21 protein-coding genes are annotated in these 16,950 nt (G+C 63.0%); 8 read left to right on the top strand and 13 right to left on the bottom strand.

Annotated elements, in window-relative coordinates:
• Window positions 1–6: 6 nt before the first annotated feature.
• The 6 genes from D1223_RS17245 to D1223_RS17220 form a co-directional block, all read right to left on the bottom strand.
• Window positions 7–1,404, bottom strand: a complete 1,398-nt coding sequence (locus D1223_RS17245) for an NAD-dependent succinate-semialdehyde dehydrogenase (protein WP_119377588.1) — start codon at window positions 1,402–1,404, stop codon at window positions 7–9.
• A 92-nt stretch (window positions 1,405–1,496) separates the two neighbouring features.
• On the bottom strand, window positions 1,497–2,429 hold the full coding sequence (locus D1223_RS17240) for a ribose-phosphate pyrophosphokinase (RefSeq protein WP_119377587.1): 933 nt from the start codon (window positions 2,427–2,429) through the stop codon (window positions 1,497–1,499).
• A gap of 97 nt (window positions 2,430–2,526) precedes the next feature.
• Window positions 2,527–3,306 carry a peptidoglycan editing factor PgeF gene (pgeF, locus tag D1223_RS17235; RefSeq protein WP_233350019.1) on the bottom strand — a complete coding sequence of 260 codons (780 nt, stop codon included), beginning with the start codon at window positions 3,304–3,306 and terminating at the stop codon, window positions 2,527–2,529.
• Window positions 3,307–3,349: 43 nt separating this feature from the next.
• Window positions 3,350–3,991: a hypothetical protein gene (locus tag D1223_RS17230; RefSeq protein WP_119455268.1), complete on the bottom strand. Its 642-nt coding sequence runs from the start codon at window positions 3,989–3,991 to the stop codon at window positions 3,350–3,352.
• Between the two features lie 3 nt (window positions 3,992–3,994).
• Window positions 3,995–4,801 (bottom strand): pyrroline-5-carboxylate reductase, encoded by an 807-nt coding sequence (gene proC / locus D1223_RS17225; protein ID WP_119377585.1) that lies wholly within the window; start codon window positions 4,799–4,801, stop codon window positions 3,995–3,997.
• Window positions 4,788–5,288, bottom strand: a complete 501-nt coding sequence (locus D1223_RS17220) for a type III secretion system chaperone family protein (RefSeq protein ID WP_119377584.1) — start codon at window positions 5,286–5,288, stop codon at window positions 4,788–4,790. The genes proC and D1223_RS17220 overlap by 14 nt, the downstream gene beginning before the upstream one ends.
• A 222-nt stretch (window positions 5,289–5,510) precedes the next feature.
• On the opposite strand from D1223_RS17220, the gene modA reads away from it, so the two are divergent.
• The 3 genes from modA to modC are packed head-to-tail and all read left to right on the top strand — an operon-like array spanning window position 5,511 to window position 8,042.
• Window positions 5,511–6,284, top strand: a complete 774-nt coding sequence (gene modA / locus D1223_RS17215) for a molybdate ABC transporter substrate-binding protein (RefSeq protein ID WP_119377583.1) — start codon at window positions 5,511–5,513, stop codon at window positions 6,282–6,284.
• 5 nt (window positions 6,285–6,289) lie between these two features.
• Entirely contained in the window at window positions 6,290–6,961 is a 672-nt protein-coding gene (gene modB, locus D1223_RS17210; protein ID WP_119377582.1) for a molybdate ABC transporter permease subunit, read from the top strand.
• The gene (modC, locus tag D1223_RS17205) at window positions 6,945–8,042 is read left to right on the top strand and encodes a molybdenum ABC transporter ATP-binding protein (protein ID WP_119377581.1); all 1,098 of its coding nucleotides are present in this window, start codon (window positions 6,945–6,947) and stop codon (window positions 8,040–8,042) included. The genes modB and modC overlap by 17 nt, the downstream gene beginning before the upstream one ends.
• Window positions 8,043–8,054: 12 nt before the next feature.
• Here modC and D1223_RS17200 read toward each other — a convergent pair whose 3' ends face one another.
• A complete protein-coding gene (locus D1223_RS17200; protein WP_119377580.1) occupies window positions 8,055–8,300 on the bottom strand; it encodes an accessory factor UbiK family protein in 246 nt (81 codons plus the stop codon).
• A gap of 87 nt (window positions 8,301–8,387) precedes the next feature.
• On the opposite strand from D1223_RS17200, the gene lgt reads away from it, so the two are divergent.
• Entirely contained in the window at window positions 8,388–9,323 is a 936-nt protein-coding gene (gene lgt, locus D1223_RS17195; protein WP_119377579.1) for a prolipoprotein diacylglyceryl transferase, read from the top strand.
• A complete protein-coding gene (locus D1223_RS17190; protein WP_233353223.1) occupies window positions 9,320–10,363 on the top strand; it encodes a class I SAM-dependent methyltransferase in 1,044 nt (347 codons plus the stop codon). The genes lgt and D1223_RS17190 overlap by 4 nt, the downstream gene beginning before the upstream one ends.
• On the opposite strand, the gene D1223_RS17185 is transcribed toward D1223_RS17190, so the two are convergent.
• From D1223_RS17185 to D1223_RS17175, 3 genes are read right to left on the bottom strand one after another with little or no spacing between them, the layout of a single operon-like run.
• The gene (locus D1223_RS17185) at window positions 10,360–11,673 is read right to left on the bottom strand and encodes an ATP-binding protein (protein WP_119377578.1); all 1,314 of its coding nucleotides are present in this window, start codon (window positions 11,671–11,673) and stop codon (window positions 10,360–10,362) included. The genes D1223_RS17190 and D1223_RS17185 overlap by 4 nt on opposite strands.
• 11 nt (window positions 11,674–11,684) lie before the next feature.
• Window positions 11,685–12,362, bottom strand: a complete 678-nt coding sequence (locus tag D1223_RS17180) for a response regulator (protein WP_119377577.1) — start codon at window positions 12,360–12,362, stop codon at window positions 11,685–11,687.
• Window positions 12,359–12,835 (bottom strand): MarR family winged helix-turn-helix transcriptional regulator, encoded by a 477-nt coding sequence (locus D1223_RS17175; RefSeq protein ID WP_119377576.1) that lies wholly within the window; start codon window positions 12,833–12,835, stop codon window positions 12,359–12,361. The genes D1223_RS17180 and D1223_RS17175 overlap by 4 nt, the downstream gene beginning before the upstream one ends.
• A gap of 52 nt (window positions 12,836–12,887) precedes the next feature.
• On the opposite strand from D1223_RS17175, the gene D1223_RS17170 reads away from it, so the two are divergent.
• Window positions 12,888–13,775 (top strand): branched-chain amino acid aminotransferase, encoded by an 888-nt coding sequence (locus D1223_RS17170; protein ID WP_119377575.1) that lies wholly within the window; start codon window positions 12,888–12,890, stop codon window positions 13,773–13,775.
• Window positions 13,776–13,855: 80 nt separating this feature from the next.
• Here D1223_RS17170 and D1223_RS17165 read toward each other — a convergent pair whose 3' ends face one another.
• Window positions 13,856–14,491 (bottom strand): peroxiredoxin, encoded by a 636-nt coding sequence (locus D1223_RS17165; protein ID WP_119377574.1) that lies wholly within the window; start codon window positions 14,489–14,491, stop codon window positions 13,856–13,858.
• Window positions 14,492–14,614: 123 nt separating this feature from the next.
• Here D1223_RS17165 and D1223_RS17160 point away from each other — a divergent pair, with 123 nt between their 5' ends.
• Window positions 14,615–15,130 carry a SixA phosphatase family protein gene (locus tag D1223_RS17160; RefSeq protein ID WP_119377573.1) on the top strand — a complete coding sequence of 172 codons (516 nt, stop codon included), beginning with the start codon at window positions 14,615–14,617 and terminating at the stop codon, window positions 15,128–15,130.
• A 96-nt stretch (window positions 15,131–15,226) separates the two neighbouring features.
• Here D1223_RS17160 and D1223_RS17155 read toward each other — a convergent pair whose 3' ends face one another.
• Together D1223_RS17155 and D1223_RS17150 are read right to left on the bottom strand one after the other, a co-directional pair.
• Window positions 15,227–15,412, bottom strand: a complete 186-nt coding sequence (locus D1223_RS17155; protein ID WP_119377572.1) for a hypothetical protein — start codon at window positions 15,410–15,412, stop codon at window positions 15,227–15,229.
• A gap of 199 nt (window positions 15,413–15,611) precedes the next feature.
• A complete protein-coding gene (locus D1223_RS17150) occupies window positions 15,612–15,767 on the bottom strand; it encodes a DUF2256 domain-containing protein (RefSeq protein ID WP_407647009.1) in 156 nt (51 codons plus the stop codon).
• Between the two features lie 144 nt (window positions 15,768–15,911).
• On the opposite strand from D1223_RS17150, the gene D1223_RS17145 reads away from it, so the two are divergent.
• Entirely contained in the window at window positions 15,912–16,931 is a 1,020-nt protein-coding gene (locus D1223_RS17145; protein ID WP_158588526.1) for an NAD(P)/FAD-dependent oxidoreductase, read from the top strand.
• Window positions 16,932–16,950 lie beyond the last annotated feature (19 nt).

The following is a 16,950-nucleotide window of genomic DNA, read 5'->3' as shown; positions in this document are numbered from 1 at the left end:
CATGCCTCAGCCCATCACATTGATGGCTTTCACGTTGACGAACTCCTTCAGGCCGAAGCCGCCATGCTCGCGGCCATAGCCTGAATCCTTCACGCCGCCGAAGGGCATGTTGGGTTGGGCGAGGCCGAAGCCGTTGATGAACACCATGCCGGTGTCGAAATGCTTTTCGGCCAGTTCGATCGCTCTGTCGGTGTCCTCGGTGAAAATGCCGCCGCCGAGGCCGAACCGGCTGTCATTGGCAATGCGCATGGCATCCTCGGCATCCTTCGCGCGGATGAGCGAAGCGACGGGCCCGAACAGCTCATCGTCATAGGCCGGCTGGCCGGGCTGGACATTGTCGAGGACGGTTGCCGGATACCACCAGCCATCCTCATCAGGCACTTCGCCGCCACACTGGATACGCGCGCCCTTTTCCACGCTCTTGCCGACCTGCTCATGCAGGTCATCGCGCAGGTCTTTACGCGCCATCGGGCCGATATCACCCTCATTGGTAAGCGGGTCGCCCATTTTGACGTCCTTCATCGCCTTCACGAATTCATGGCGGAAGGCATCGAAGATCTCGTCGACGACGATAAAGCGCTTGGCGGCCACGCAGGTCTCGCCATTATTGTAGACGCGGCCCATGACGCACTGGCGCACGGCCTTCTCAAGATCGGCATCGGCGAGCACGATGTAGGCGTCGTTCGAGCCGAGCTCGAGGACGGTCTTCTTCAGCTTCTCGCCCGCCTGTTTGGCAATGATCCGGCCCGCAGACGCGCTGCCCGTCAACGTCACGCCGCGCACCAGCTTGTGCGCGATGACGGCGTCGGACTGGTCATGGCTGATGCGCAGGACCGAAAAGAGGTTGTCCGGCAGGCCGGCCTCGCGGAAGATTTTCTCCAGCATCAGGCCGGAGCCGGTCACCGACTCCGCATGCTTCAGCAGGACGCCATTGCCCGCCATGAGGTTTGCGATGGCATAGCGGATGACCTGATAGGTCGGGAAGTTCCAGGGCTGGATGCCGTAGACCACGCCGATCGGCGAATAGGCGATCCGGCCCTTGCCGCCATTCGGCAACTCTCGCTCCTCGGAAGCGAGTTCCTTCGGGCCGTTGGCCGCCGTCCAGTCGCAGATGCCGGCGCAGAGATCGACTTCCTGCTCGCCCTGTTTGACGAGCTTTCCCATCTCGTTGGTCATCAGGCGCGAAAGGTCTTTCTTCTTCGAGCGCAGCCCGTCCCCGATGGCCTTGATGATCTCGGCGCGCTTTTCCGGGCTTTCATGGCGCCAGTCCAGGAATGCCTCATGGCACTTCCGGATCGTGTTCTCCACATCGCTGTCGCCCATGAGCGGATAGCGTTCCAGCTCTTCGCCGGTTGCGGGATTGATGGTGGTGAGCATGTCGCCCAGTCTTTGACTGTCAGCCATTTCTTGGCCCTTCCTTGTTGCTGGTTCGTTACGAAACCAACACCAGGAGGAGGGGCCTGTTCCCGCGATAATGCCGCAGGGGTGACTTTACATCAGTCGAAGAGTTTCGAGACGCTCTCATTATTGGCGATGCGGCGGATCGCTTCGCCGAGCAGCGGCGCGACCGACAGCACGCGCAGGCTCTTGGACTTGAAGTCCTCTTCGGTCGGGCGGATCGTGTCGCAGATCACGATCTCGTCCATGACGGACTTCTCGATCCGCTTGACCGCATTGTTCGACAGCACGCCGTGGGTGACATAGGCGCTGACGCCGCTGGCGCCCTTGTCCTTGAGCGCGGCTGCCGCGTTGACCAGCGTGCCACCGGAATCGCAGATATCGTCGACCATGATGCAGTGGCGGCCCGAGACATCGCCGATAATGTTCATCACTTCCGACTTGCCGGCTTCCGGGCGGCGCTTGTCGACGATGGCAAGATCGACACCCAGCCGGTTGGCGAGGTTGCGCGCCCGCACCACGCCGCCGACATCGGGTGAGACGACCATGACATCATCGCTCGCATGGCTGGTGCGGATATCCTTTTCGATCACCGGCATGGCGACGAGGTTGTCCGTCGGAACGTCGAAGAAGCCCTGGATCTGGCCAGCATGCAGGTCCATGGTCAGGACGCGGTCGGCGCCGGCCTTGGCGATAAGATTGGCGACCAGCTTGGCTGAAATCGGCGTGCGGCCGTCGGTTTTGCGATCCTGCCGGGCATAACCGAAATAGGGGATGACGGCCGTGATGCGGCTGGCTGATGCCCGCACCAGCGCATCAATGCAGATCAGCAGTTCCATGAGGTTGTCATTGGCCGGCTTGGAGGTCGACTGTATGACGAAGACGTCCTCGCCGCGCACATTCTCGTTGATGCGCACGAAGATCTCATTGTCTGCGAAATTCTTGATCTCGGCATTCGAGAGCGGGCAGTCGAGATGGTCGGCGATGGCTTCTGCGAGCGGCCGGTTGGCATTGCAGGAAATCAGTTTCATCGCTCAGGTCAGCCCTTCCCGTTAGTCCGTTTGCGGTGCTTTTGGAACAAGGCGCGCCGAGTCGCAAGGAAAAGGGTGCAGGTGGGGCGCAGGGGCCTCACCCTTCCAGCATGATCACCGAGCCCTGGCGGCCATAGTCGGGTTCGCCCAGGTGATTGCGGCGGCGGTTGGAGAAGTACATCTCGTCCATGGCGCAGGTGTCGTGGCCGATGACGTCGACCCAGGCGATCTTGGTTTGAAGTAGCCGGTTCTTCACGAAGGTCTCGATATTGAAGTGGAACCGGTCGCCTTGTCCGGCATGGAAGAGGTTGCCGCTCCACGGGGCCTGCTTGAGGAACTCGTCGCGAAATTCCGGGCCGACTTCGTAGCTTTCCTGGCCGATGCAGGGGCCGATGGCGGCGTGGATATCTTTACGGTGGGCGCCGATCTCTTCCATCTTGGCGATGGTCGCTTCGCAAATGCCGCCAAGCGCGCCCTTCCAGCCGGCATGGCAGGCGCCGATCACCCCGGCCTTGCGGTCGGCAAAGAGGACGGGGACGCAGTCAGCCGTGAGGATGCAGAGGGCAATGCCGGGCAGGTCCGTTACCATGCCGTCGGCCTGCGGGCGGTCCTTTCCCCAAGGCATGGTGGCAAGGATGGCGCGGTCGGAATGGATCTGGTGGCAGGAGAGGAGAAGGTCGACCTCCTTCACGCCAATCGTGTCGGCCACGCGCCGCCGGTTGCGCATCACCGCTTTGGGCTTGTCATCCGAGCCGATACCCAGATTGAGGCTTTCATAAATGCCCTCGGACGTGCCGCCCTGACGGCCGAAGAAGCCGTGGCGTATGCCTTTCATGCTGGCAAGGTGCGGGGCGAGGGTGTGCGGAATGACGGTCATGCAGAGGGCCTAGGGCCAAATACTAAAAATGCAAACGCCGCGATCACTCAGCCTGGTCCGTGGACGCATCGGCTGCGGGCTCAACCTCGTCTTCGGCCCGCTGTTTCTTCCGGCGGCGGCCGGTAAACCAGCCAGCGCGCTCTTCCATCTTGCGCAGTTCGCCGTCGAGCTTGGCCATGGTGCGTGAGAGATCGGCAGACTCTTCCTTGCGCCAGGCAAGTTCGGCCTGCGCGATGCACCAGGCGATGGCGGTAGCACGAAGCGGTTTTGGCAGGGTCTCGGATTTGTCGAGCCCGGCGCAGACCAGGGCCCAGCTGGCCGAGGCGTGACGCGCAGCCACCAGCGCCAGCAGGCGCGCAGGCTGGGTCTGGCGCCATTTCATCAGGGAGAGCAGGCCGGTGCGATAGTCTTCCATCGCCTCGAAGCGCAGCATGATCACATCGAACAGGCGGGTGCGCGGGGTTTCTTCCTCGTCGAAGGAGCCTTCGCTCATCGCGCGGTCGAAATAGCGCTCCACCGAGTCGGCGATGGTGTCCTTGTCGGCAACGCCGTGGAATTGTTCGAGCGGGATCCCGGCTTCGTCTGCGATCTCGGCCAGGGTCAGCTCGCCCCACGGCGTTTCAGCCGCCAGCTTGAGCGCCGCGCGGACGCCCATTTCGAGAATACTCCTGCGGTCTTCGACCAAGGCTCAGTCTCCTGAGAGTTCGCGATCCCGTTTGATCGCCGCCCCGACAGCTTCTTCCATGAGAGATGGCATCGCGCCCTCGCGCATCAAGACGTCGAGCGCGGCTTTCGTGACGCCGCCCGGTGAGGTGACGTTCTCGCGAAGCTTGGAAGGAGGCTCGGCGGCATCCATCATCAGCGCGCCAGCGCCTTCGACCGTCTTTTTGGCAAGGCGGAGGGCAAGCGCCTCGTCGAGGCCGTGGGCCTTGCCGGCGGCTGCCATGACTTCTGCGAGCAGAAAGGCGTAGGCCGGCCCGCAGCCGGATATGGCCGTGGCTGCTGAAATCTTGTCCTCGCCAATCGGGCCTTCGACATCGCCCAGCGGCGTAAGCAGCTCTTTCAGATAGGCTGCATCTTCCGAAGAGGCGTCGTCCGGCAGGCAAAGCAGCGTCATGCCTTTGCCGACAAGGCCGGGCGTGTTCGGCATGGCGCGGGCCACCCGTTTGGTCTGAAGCGTTCGCGACAGGCCATCCAGCGTGATGCCTGCCATGATCGACAGGACAAGCGTGTCGGGTCCGACATGTTTGCGGATATCATCGGCGATGGAGCCGAAGACCTGAGGCTTGACCGCGACGACCAGGGTCGAGGCGGGTTCCGGTGCCGGGTTCAGCGCGATCTTGCCATCGGCTTGCCAGCCCTTCAGCAGGTCGGACGGGCCGGGATCGTGGATCGCAATGGGACCCGACTGGCCGGCCTTTATCCAGCCACCAGCCAGCGCCGAGCCCATACGCCCGCCGCCGATAAGGGTAATACCCGGCTCAGGCTTCGCCATCGGTCTCGAATAGCGCTGCGTCGATCGCTTCTTCAGGCGACTTGCCGGCCCAGATCACAAAGTTGAACGCGGGCACGAACATGTTCACCGCATCGGTTGCAGCCGCGAGGACGGCGCGGATTTCACCGGGATCAGGCTCGACCCGGTCGAGCATCGGAAGGGTATGACGGAACAGGACGACCTGGTCCTCGATCCAGTAATCGAAGTGGCCGAGCCACAGGCGTTCATTTGCCATCAGGATCAGTTTTGAAATCGCGGTCTGGCGGGCGGCGGTCGGCTTGAGGTCGAGTGTCAGGGTAAAGTGCAGGGCTGGCGGTTGCTGACGGGCCGCGAACAGCGCGCCCATCTCACCCCAGCGGCTTTGCGCGATGCACTGGATGGCAGTGTCATCCTCGCGCTGGTGTTCCCAGCCTGCGTTTTCGAGACACGCTTCAACAAGATCGAGCGGATCGGCGGAAATATCATGGGAATGAAGGTCGAGGCTCATGCGCTTGGTCCTTCCGAATCAACATGGCGACAGCGCCATTAGAGGGGACGGTAACACGAGGCGGTGCGGCTGCAACCGGCCTTCTCCTATGGGTTGTGGAAGCCCCCAGACCCGCTTTGCATGCATCGGGCCAGTCTTCAATCCATAACCGCAGCCTTCGTATCGGCGCGAATGCGCAAGGCCCGTAGTTGCCGTTGCAAAATCAGGGTGCTAGGCGACGTCATGGCCGGGAAAATCCTGCGCAGTCTTGCGCTCCTGCTTTTGGCTGGCATGGCAGCCTGTCATGACGGGCGCCCCTCCGGCGACGCGCTCATTGCCGTGGCCACCAATTTCCGCGAAGCAGCCATGCGCCTGGAGGCCGATTTCGAAGCGGAGTCGGGCTATGAAATTTCGCTGGCCGCTGGCGCGACAGGGCAGCTCTACGCCCAGATCCAGAACGGTGCGCCCTATGACGTCATGCTGTCAGCCGACCGGCGCCGCCCGCAAATGCTGGTCGAGGATGGGCTGGCAGGTGCCGACAGCCTGTTTACCTACGCGACCGGCAAACTGGTCCTGTGGAGCGCCGATGAGGCCTTGCTGAGCTGCGTCTCGGGCGAGGCCGTTCTTCGGTCGGGCGCCTTCCGAAGGCTGGCCATCGCGAACCCGCATCTGGCCCCCTATGGCACGGCCGCCATGGAGGTGCTTACCGGTCTCGGCCTGTCTGATGCGCTCGCCGGCAAGCTGGTGCGCGGCCAGACGGTCGGCCAGGCTTTCGCGATGGTCTCCAGCGGCAATGCCGAGCTGGGGCTGGTTGCCCTGTCGCAGACGGTGCAGCTCGCGGACAATGCCGGCGGGTCGTTCTGGCAGGTGCCATCGGACCTCTACAGCCCGATCCGTCAGGATGCGGTCCTGCTGGAGCGGGCAAGTTCGAATGAAGCGGCTCGCGCCTTCCTTGCCTATCTCAGGAGCGAGAAGGGGCGCGCAACCATCGCGCAATTCGGCTATGAGACGGACTGACCGCCATGCCTGATCTCGGCCCCGTCCTTCTCAGCCTGCAGCTTGCCGCCGTGACCACGGTTCTTCTGCTGGTGCTGGCCCTGCCGCTAGCGTGGTGGCTGGCGACGACCCGGTCTGTCTTCAAGCCGGTGGCCGAGGCGGTGACGGCCCTGCCGCTTGTCCTGCCGCCGACCGTGATCGGCTTCTACCTCCTCATCGCGCTCAACCCGCAGGCGCCCATCGGGGCCTTCTGGGTGTCGATGACCGGTGACACGCTGACTTTCTCCTTTGCGGGCCTCGTTGTCGGCTCGATTGTCTATTCGCTGCCTTTCATGGTGCAGCCGCTCCAGTCCGCCTTTGAGAATGTCGGAAAGGGCCCCGTCGAAGCGGCTGCCATGCTACGGGCCTCGAAACTGGATGCCTTCTGCAACGTGGTGCTGCCGCAGTCCATGCGCGGGCTCATCACGGCTTGCGTGCTGACTTTCGCGCACACGATCGGTGAGTTCGGCGTCGTGCTGATGATCGGTGGCAACATTCCCGAGCGCACACGCGTCGTCTCCATCGCCATTTTCGAACATGTCGAGGAGCAGAGCTATGCCGAGGCGCACTGGCTGTCGGCAGGCATGCTGGTCTTTGCCTTCCTGGTGCTGATCGCCGTCTATGTCCTGAACAGGAGCTGGCGTGTCCGGACCGGCTAATTCCCTGACGCTCAGCCTCCTGCTGGAGCGGGGCGATTTCCGCCTGCGTCTCGACGAGACGATCGCGCTCGACGGGGTCACGGCCGTTTTCGGGCGCAGCGGCAGCGGCAAGACAAGCCTCCTGCGCGCGATTGCCGGGCTGGACCGTCCAGCGCAGGGGCGGATCGTCTTTGGTGACGATGTCTGGTTCGACACCGACACGCGCCAGTCCATGAAGCCGCATCGGCGCGGGGCAGGTTATCTTTTCCAGGATGCGCGTCTGTTCGGCCACCTTTCCGTAGCGGGTAATCTCGCCTTCGCCGACAAGCGCAGCGGGCATCAGGGCGATGCCATCGCCTTTGAGGATGTGGTCGCCGCGACGGGGCTGTCAGACCTGCTATCGCGCAATATTGGCGGGCTATCGGGTGGTGAACGCCAGCGGGTCGCGCTGGCCCGGACCCTGCTGGCGCGTCCGCGTCTCCTCCTGCTGGACGAGCCGCTCACCGGGCTCGACCGGGCGGCCAAGCGCGAGATCATGCCCTACCTTCGCGATGTGCCCGCGCGGTTCGGCATTCCCGCGCTTTTCGTCAGTCACGACATCGAGGAAGTGACGGCATTGGCGAACCGGATCCTTGTCCTCGATGGCGGCCGGGTCGCCGCGCACGGGGCGCTTGGCGATGTTCTCCAGACGCTGGATCTCGGCCCTCTTCTCGCCGACGGCACGACCGGCAGCCTGATCGAAGCGACCGTTACCGGGCATGATGCCGCGCTTGGCGTCACCCAGCTCGACCTTGCCGGCACCCCGCTCAGCCTCCCGCTGGATGAGCGTCTTGAGACGGGGCGTACGGTGCGTCTTTTCGTGGATGCGAGCGATGTCGCCCTGGCGACGGCGCGGCCCGAAGGGATCAGCATCCGCAATATCCTGCCGGGGCAGATCAAGGCAATCGAGAAGAATGCCAGCCGCCCCTATGCCGATATCGTCGTCACCATTGGCAAAGGTCAGCTCAGGGCGCGGATCACACGGGCATCGCTGGCAGAGCTTGCGCTTACGGAGGGTATGGAGGTCTTCGCCCTCGTGAAAACGATGAGCTTTGCCGATTAGGCGACAGAGGGCCTAGCCCTTCTTTTTCTCCAGCGCCGCGACGCGCTTTTCGAGCTCTTCGACCTGCTCCAGCGCCTTCACGGCAATGGCTTTCAGTGCCTCGACCTCGTCGCGTTCGGCAAGATCCATGTCAGCGACCATGGAGCGTACACGCGCCTGCATGGCGGTGCGCGCTTCGTCACCGGCGGCGCGGGCCGCGCCCATGGCGCCTGTCATCAGGCCTGCAAGATCATCGAGTAGTGGATTCGAGCTCGCCATGCGGTTACTCCTTGCCGCGTTGAGAGGGACTGTTTACCCGGAATGCCTAGCAGATAGGACGGGTGGCAGACAGGGGAAAGACGCCGCATGCACGAACTGACAACCGCCGCTCTGAGTTTTCCCGGCTTCAGCCCGGCGCTGATCGAGATCGATCTCGGCTTTCTCGGGCTCGGCAAGTTCCCGATCCGCTGGTACGCGCTGGCCTATATTGCCGGCCTCGTCATCGGCTGGCGCTATGCGCTGGCCCTCGTCCGGCGCCCGGCGCTTTGGGGCGGCAAGAGTCCGGCGACAAAAGACGATATCGACGACCTGCTGTTCTATGCGACGCTCGGCGTGATCCTTGGCGGACGGGTCGGCTATATCCTGTTCTACCAGCTGCCTTTCCAGTTCGACGTTGTCCAGCGCGACCCGATGAGCCTTCTGCGCATCTGGGAAGGCGGCATGTCCTTCCATGGCGGCCTGCTGGGTGTAACCATCGCCATCCTGATCATTGCGAAACAGCGCGGCATAAAACTGATGCCGATTGCCGACATCGCCGGGGTCGTAACGCCCATCGGCCTGTTCCTGGGGCGGTGCGCGAACTTCATCAATGCCGAGCTTTATGGCCGGCCGACCGACGCGCCAATCGGCATGGTCTTTCCCGAAGGCCGGGCGGGCGGCACGCCGTCGGCCTATAACTGGCAGACCCATGAGTGGGTCTATACCGGCAATGAGGTCGCGCGCCATCCGAGCCAGCTCTACGAGGCCACGTTGGAGGGCCTCGTCCCGGCGATCATCATCTCGATCCTGGTCTGGCGCTTCGGACTTTTGAAACGGCCGGGCCTGGCGGCAGGCCTGTTCCTGCTGTTCTACGGCGTCGGGCGGTCGATCTCCGAACAGTTCCGTGAGCCCGACAGCTTTACCTGGGGCGTGATGCCGGACTGGCTGACCATGGGCCAGCTCCTGTCGCTGCCGATGTGGATTGGCGGGGCCTTCCTCGTCTGGAATGCGCTGCGCAAACCGCCGGTACAGGTCTCGGCTTGAGCCTCAAGGACGAGCTGAAGGCCCTTATTCAGGCGGGCGGGCCGCTGCCTGTCTCGGCTTATATGAATGCCTGCCTGCATGATCCCCGGCACGGCTATTACGCGACCCGGCCCGGTATCGGCCGGGATTTCATTACTGCCCCTGAAATCAGCCAGGTCTTTGGTGAATTGCTCGGCCTCTGGGCGCTGTATGAGTGGCAGGCCATGGGCAGCCCGGCCCCGGCGCGGCTTGTCGAAGTCGGCGGCGGGCGTGGCACGATGATGGCCGACATGATGCGCGCCATCCGCGCCGCGGGCGGCGGCGAAGCGTTCACGCTGGCGATGAATGAGGCGAGCCCCGTCCATGCTGCGCGGCAGACAAATGCGCTGGCGGCCTTCCACCCGGACTTTCTCGGCGGCTTCGACACGCTTGGCGATGCGCCCTTTATCCTCCTCGCGAATGAGTGGCTGGACTGCCTGCCAGCCCGTCAGTTCCTCGCCAAGGGTGAACGCTGGCACGAGCAGGTTGTCGGCCTCGACGAGGCGGGCGAGCTCGCCTTTGGCCTTGCCGCGGACGCCGCCCCCGCCGACAGCGTGCCCGGCGCAGCGCATGTTCAGGTGGATATGCAGCCGGCACTGGACACGCTGGTCGATGTCCTGCGCGAAGCCTTCGCCAGCGCGCCCGGACGGGCGCTCTTCATCGACTACGGCACGGTGCAGGGCGCGCCCGGCGATACGCTGCGTGCCTTCAAGGACGGCCGGCAAGTCGATCCGCTCGCCATGCCGGGTGAGAGCGATCTGACTGTCGATGTCGATTTCGCGCGCCTGTCGCGGCTGGCCGGGGCGGCCGGCTTGCATGTCAGCGGGCCGGTCGCGCAGGGGCCGTTCCTCCTGTCGCTGGGCGCTGAGGCACGTATGCAGGCGCTGATCCGGGCCAATCCGGACAAGGCCGAGGCGATCCATGCAGGTGTCAGCCGGCTGGTCGACCCGGCGGAAATGGGCAGCCGGTTCAAGGTCATCTGTCTCAGCGCCCCTGATCTGCCAGCGCCCGTCGGTTTCTAGCGCGGCAGCCGGAGCCTTACCCGCAAGCCGCCCAGCGGGCTGTCTTCAAGCCGGATGTCGCCGCCATGCTGGCGGGCCGTGTCGCGAGCGATGGAAAGGCCGAGGCCGGTGCCGGGCACATTCTGGCTGCGGGACGCGTCGAGCCGGTGGAAGGGTTTGAAGGCTTCCTCGCGCTGTTCTGTCGGGATGCCCGGGCCGTCATCATCGACCACCAGTTCGGCCATGTGCGGGCCGTCGATGACGTCGACCTCCACATGCGTGCCGAAACCGAGCGCATTGGACAACAGGTTCGACACGGCCCGGCGGACCGAGCCCGGCCGCGCGATGATCTCGACAGAGTCCATCCGCCGAAGCGTGATCTCGCCCTCAAGCCCGCTGGCGACATCCCTGACGAGCGTGTCAAAGCGCAGCGTTTCGGGCTGTTCGCCCTCCTTGCCGCTGGCGAAGGCGAGATATTCCTCCAGCATGGCCGACATCTCGGTGAGGTCAGCCTTGGCGGCGCGGATGTCCTCGCTGTCCTCCATCATGGCAAGCTGGAGTTTCAGGCGCGTCAGCGGCGTGCGCAGATCATGGCTGATCCCGGCGAGCATGGTGGTGCGTTCTTCGGCGAAAGTGGTCAGCCGGGTGCGCATATCCATGACGGCGCGGGCCGCATCGCGGATTTCGGTCGCGCCAGCCGGGCGGAAGTTTTCCACGTCCCGCCCGCGCCCATAGGATTTTGCCGCCTCGGTGAGCTTCAGGATGGAGCGGACCTGATTGCGCAGGAAGCCGAGGGCGAGCGCAATGAGAATGCCGGTCGCGCCGATTACCCAGACGATGAAGATATGTCCGGTGGTCGAGAAGGTCCGGTCACGCTCGGCCATGATCCGGAGCACGTCCGGCCCGTCCTGAACCTGGATTTCCACCGTCGCACCATAACCGGAAATGTCGAACCAGTAGGGCTGCTCCAGCGAGACGTCGAGTTCACGGCTTAGAATGTCATCCAGGGCCGTGAAGAAGAGCTGCTTTTGCTCGGTCGGCAGCTGCGTATCCTCAAGGACGGTCACGTCCATCTGCATCGCCCTGCGGGCGTCTTCACGGATCGAGTCGAATTCATCGGGATATTGGTGGCGCAGCGCGATCATGAATTCGATCTCGCTGGATATGGTCTGGCTGAGCTTGCGCGAGGTGTGGCGCCAGTGGCTGTCATAGAAGATATAGGTCACGGCCGTCAGCAGCAGGATGACCGGCAGGACGACCATCAGAACCGACCTCGGATAGAGCCCGCGCGGCGTGATGTCTCTCAGGCGAAGAGGAAAGCGTTTGGACATCGATCCTGTCGTCAGTCGGGCATCAGCCGGTAGCCGATACCACGCACGGTCTGGATGTGCAGCGGCATTTTCGGGTCCGGCTCGATCTTGCGGCGCAGGCGCGTCACCTGGACATCGATGGAGCGTTCGGTACTTCCGGGCGACCGTGAGGCCAGCTCCTCGCGGCTGACCGGTTCGCCGGCATGCGCGGCCAGCATGGTCAGCAACTGAAGCTCGGCTTCGGTGAGCTTGATCCGCCGGTCACCTTCCGTGAGCTCGCCGCGCTTGGCGTTGAACATCATGCCCGACATCTCGATCTCCTCCGGCGCCGGCTCGACATGGGTGCGCCGCAAGATGGCGCCGACGCGCAGGGACAGTTCCTCAGGCTCGAAAGGCTTGGCCAGGTAGTCATCGGCGCCAGCCTTCAGGCCCTCGATTCGGTCGGAGGTATCGCCGCGCGCAGTCAGCAGGAGGACCGGCGTCTTCCGCCCGTCGCTGCGGATCGAACGCAGCAGGTCGAGGCCGGTCTCACCCGGCATCATGATGTCGAAGACCGCGAGGTCGAAATCGAGCGTTGCGAGCAGCTTGCGAGCGCTGGCCGGCTGCGCCGCCGTCGTGACGCGGTAGTCCAGCTTTTCAAGATACTGCTTCAGCAGCGAGCGGATGCGGTCATCGTCATCGACGACCAGGATGTGCGGCGGCTCACTCATCGCGTCAGCGCCTCAAGCACCGATCGTGTGCCGGCGACGGCGCTCGCGCCCGCCTCGCGATAGGCCTCACGCATGGCCGAGCGCAGGTCCAGGATCAGGGGTCCGATGAGCTTGTTGCCTTCTTCCGAGAGGGACAGGCGCCGCCGTCTGGCATCGCGCCCGCCCGTCTTCTTGTGGATCAGCTGGCGCTTGTCGAGCTCGCCGAGCAGGCGCGCCAGTGTCGGAGTCGTTGCACCGGTCGCGTCGCGCAATTCAGAGACTGTCAGTCCGGGCTGGAAGCGAATCGTCACCATCAGGCGGAGCGCCGGCATGTTGAGCCCGATACGCTCCTGATTGCGTCGAAGGGCCGCTGATATTATGCGTTCGCTTGCAAGCAAAAGCGCAATACCATTGTCGAGCTCCTCCTCCCTGAGGAAGAGCCGCGGATCTACCCGCCCCGTTTCGCCCGGCTTCTGGTTGACTTCGGATGCCACAATCTGAGAATGGAGCGGTTTTCCTGTAGAAGTTCAAGCAAGGACTAAAAAAATGACTTCCATCCCGTATCATGATCGCGACGGATACATCTGGATGGATGGTGAGTTTGTCCCGTGGCGCGAGGCGAACATTCACGTCCTGACACATGGGCTCCACTACGCGTCCAGCGTCTTCGAAGGCGAGCGCGCCTATGGCGGCAAGATCTTCGAATCGCGCCGGCACTCGCAGCGGCTCCACCGTTCCGGTGAAATCCTGGACTTCAAGGTGCCAGGAACGGTCGATGAGCTGGAAGACGTCAAGAAGGAAGCGCTGGCCAAATCCGGCCTGGAGAATGCCTATGTGCGCGCCTTTTCCTGGCGCGGCAGCGAGATGATGGGCGTCTCTGCGCAGAACAATACGATCCACCTGGCCGTCGCTGTCTGGGCCTGGGGCGACTATTTTGCCGACAAGATGAAAGGCATCGCGCTCACCCACGCAAAATGGCGCCGGCCCGATCCGAAAACCGCGCCATGCGAAGCCAAGGCCGCGGGTCTCTACATGATCTGCACCCTGTCCAAGCACGCCGCCGAGCGTGAAGGCTTTGCTGATGCGCTGATGCTCGACTGGCGCGGCCATGTGGCCGAGGCGACCGGCGCGAACATCTTCTTCCTGCGTGACGGCGCGCTGCACACGCCGACACCCGACTGCTTCCTGAACGGCATCACCCGCCAGACGGCGATCAAGCTGGCCGAGGCCCGCAACATCGAGATTGTCGAACGGACCATCCTGCCGGAAGAGCTGCCTACCTTCTCGGAATGCTTCATCACGGGCAGCGCCGCTGAGATCACGCCGGTCCGCTCCATCGGTGAAGTCGAGTACAAGCCGGGCGCGGTGACCGAGGCCCTGGTGACGGACTATTCCGACCTGGTAAACGGCCGGGTGAAACATCCTGTCGCCTGACCCGGCGCCTTTGGCGTGACGCAATAAAAAAGCCGCACCGGTCCGGACCGGTGCGGCTTTCTTGTTGTAGGAGCCGATGCCTATTTGTTGGGCTGCGGCGTGGTCCGCAGGTAAGGCTTGATAGTCTTGTAGCCCTTCGGGAAGAGCTTGTCGGCGTCTTCATTGGACACGCTCGGAACGATGATCACATCCTCGCCCTGCTGCCAGTTCACAGGCGTTGCGACCTTGTAGCCGTCGGTCAGCTGCAGCGAGTCGAGAAGACGCAGGATTTCATCGAAGTTCCGGCCCGCACTCGGCGGGTAGATGATCGAGGCCCGGATCTTCTTGTTCGGGTCAATGACATAGACCGCCCGGACCGTGACCTTCGGGTCGGCATTCGGGTGGATCATGTTGTAAAGCGTTGCGACTTTCTTGTCGGGATCGGCAATGATCGGGAAGTCGACGGTGCACCCTTGCGTTTCCTCGATGTCGCCAATCCATGCCTTGTGATCTTCGAGACTGTCGGCGGAAATCACGATGGCCTTCGTGCCGCGCGCGGCCAGCTTGTCCTTGAGTTTCGCCGTATAGCCCAGCTCGGTCGTGCAGACAGGCGTGAAGTCGGCGGGGTGCGAGAAGAAGATAACCCAGTCGTCGCCGATCCAGTCATGGAATTTTATCTTGCCTTCGGTGGTTTCGGCTTCAAAGTCAGGGGCGATGTCGCCAAGCAGCAGGCTCATGGAATTCTCCAGTAATTGCTTTATCTTGCCGCGGAAGATGGTCCGGAGGTGGCGGGGCAACAAGCTTTGCGTGCTGATTCCGGTGTTTAATTTTACTAAGCTTCGAAAGGCAGCCGCCCGCGTATGAAACGCCTTATCCTGATGCGCCACGCAAAAACCGAACCCTGGAATGAAGGCGTTGAAGACCGTGACCGCATCCTGACACCCCGTGGACATGGGGATGCAGAAGCCATGGGTGTGGCGTTACAGCAGGAAGGCTGGATTCCAGACCTTGCGCTGGTGTCGAGCGCCCGGCGCACGCGCGAGACATGGCAGCATCTGGCGCTGGCCTTTCCCCAGTGCCGCAAGATCCTCTCCGACGACCTCTACCTGGCGGGCATTCCGGCCATAGAAAAGCTGATTTCGAAACATGCGCCGGAGGCTTCGACACTGATCGTGATCGGCCACAATCCGGGGCTACATGAGCTGTCAGGATCGATCCTTCGCCAGGCCGGCAGCGAAAACCACCGCGCGGCGATGAAGCTTGCGGCGAAGCTGCCAACCTCGGCGGCCGCCTTTTTCGAACAGGAAGATGACGGGCCTTATGTGCCGGTCCTGTTCAAGCTGGTCGATTTCGTCAAACCGAAAAACCTCGCCTGAATCAAAAACCGCCCTGCCAGGCGGGGCAGGGCGGTTCGAAACGGGTACTGGCAGGAGCGGCGCAAGGAGTATTCCGTGCCAGGTCCCCGACTTTGACTAGCGTACCGCGCGGCGATTGAGCCTGCGGCGGCGCTGGACCAGCAGGCTGGGTTTCCAGGCTGCCGAGTTGTCGTTGGCCGCGAACTCGACCTTGGGGGAGATGGTCGGGACGGTCTGGGCCATGGACGACGCTTCAACGGGGTGGGCCGAAGCGGCGGAGCTCTGGGAGGCGAGCGGGTACATCTAGTATTCTCCTTCGTTGCAATCTTCCGGTCTTTATGCCGGTTGGTTTGGCTTCTTTCTTTGTGTCGGCGATTTGTTGTTTCGTTGCCGCCGATGAAGAAGAGTTAGGATAGGAATTATCGAAAATCAATAACTTTTTTCCGAAAAACGGTGAAATCTAATAAAATCAAGGCACTATTTTTATTGTTTTTCGATAATCTCAGGTCTTTAGGGTAGAATCGCCCCGCTTTCGGCACCGATCGGAGCAGAATTTCACCTCATTCCAGACCTTTTCCCACTTCTTTCGCCATTCGAAGGGGCGTCCGCAGGCGGCGCATGTCTTTTCAGGTAACTGTCCCTTTCCCGCCCGCCCCACGCCTCTTGCCGGCCTGCCGTGTCCGCGCCGTGCCATCGCTTTTGCCCTCCTTGCACAGCCGGCGGGGTGAATTGCCGCGCCGGGTGGCTTGCCATCTGCATGAGAATTCTAGTTCCATGCGCTGAACTAGGTCTGGGAATTCACATGACGACGGCAGTTATCGGGGCAGGCATCGCCGGCTTGAGCGCGGCACGGGCATTGGCGGCAAGCGGTGAACCCGTCACCCTGTTCGACAAGGGGCGCGGACCGGGCGGGCGGATGTCGACCCGCAGGGCAGAGACACCGCTCGGCGAATTACGCTGGGACCATGGGGCGCAGTTTTTCACCGCGCGGTCGAGCGGTTTCCAGTCCGTAATCGTCGCCCTTCGCGATGCTGGCGCCTTGGCCGCCTGGCATCCCGGCCTGGCTGATATCCGCCGACGCGCGGCAGGCTGGACGGTCGGCGTGCGCCCATCCGATCCGAGCCGTGAAACCGTCTTTGTCGGAACGCCATCGATGAATGCGGTCATCAAGGCGCTCGCAGCTGACCAGCATGTCCATTGGGGGCGTCGTGTCACCGGCATCACCATGACCGGTCGCCAGAAAGTGCTGATATTCGAAGATGGCTCGCAGGAAGGCCCCTATGACACAGTCGTCAGCGCCTTGCCGGCTGAACAGGCCGCAGCCTTGTTGCAGGAGATTAGTCCGGAGCTTGCACTTGAAGCCGGACAGGCTGTGACGGCGCCATGCTGGGCGGTTATGCTGGCCTATGATGCCGCGATCCCAGTATCGTGGGATGGTGCCAATGTGAGTGGAGGCGCGCTCTCCTGGATGGCCAGGAATTCCAGCAAGCCTGGCCGCGGCGACGTCGAGAGCTGGGTCCTGCACGCGTCGCCAGACTGGAGCCGCGAGCATGTCGGTCTTCCGCCAGACGCGGTCATCGATATCCTGGCCGGTGAATTCCGGGAGATGACCGGAGCTGGGGCGCCCGTCTTCGCGGCAGCGCATCGCTGGCTTTACGCCAAAGTCGACCGGGCGGCGCGCTCGCCCTTCGGATGGGATGATGCAAAGCGGATCGCTACAATCGGGGACTGGCGCAGCGGACCGCGTGTCGAGGCGGCCTGGAACAGCGGCGAGTCCTTTGCCGCTTTCCTTGCAGACGTTTCGGAACAACTTGAAATGTAAGAAAAAACGCGCTTAGGTT

Source organism: Henriciella mobilis, assembly GCF_003576285.1.
In the GTDB taxonomy this organism is placed as follows: Bacteria; Pseudomonadota; Alphaproteobacteria; order Caulobacterales; family Hyphomonadaceae; genus Henriciella; species Henriciella mobilis.
Note: the sequence above shows the minus strand (reverse complement) of the source record. Positions and strands in the feature narration are given on the sequence as shown.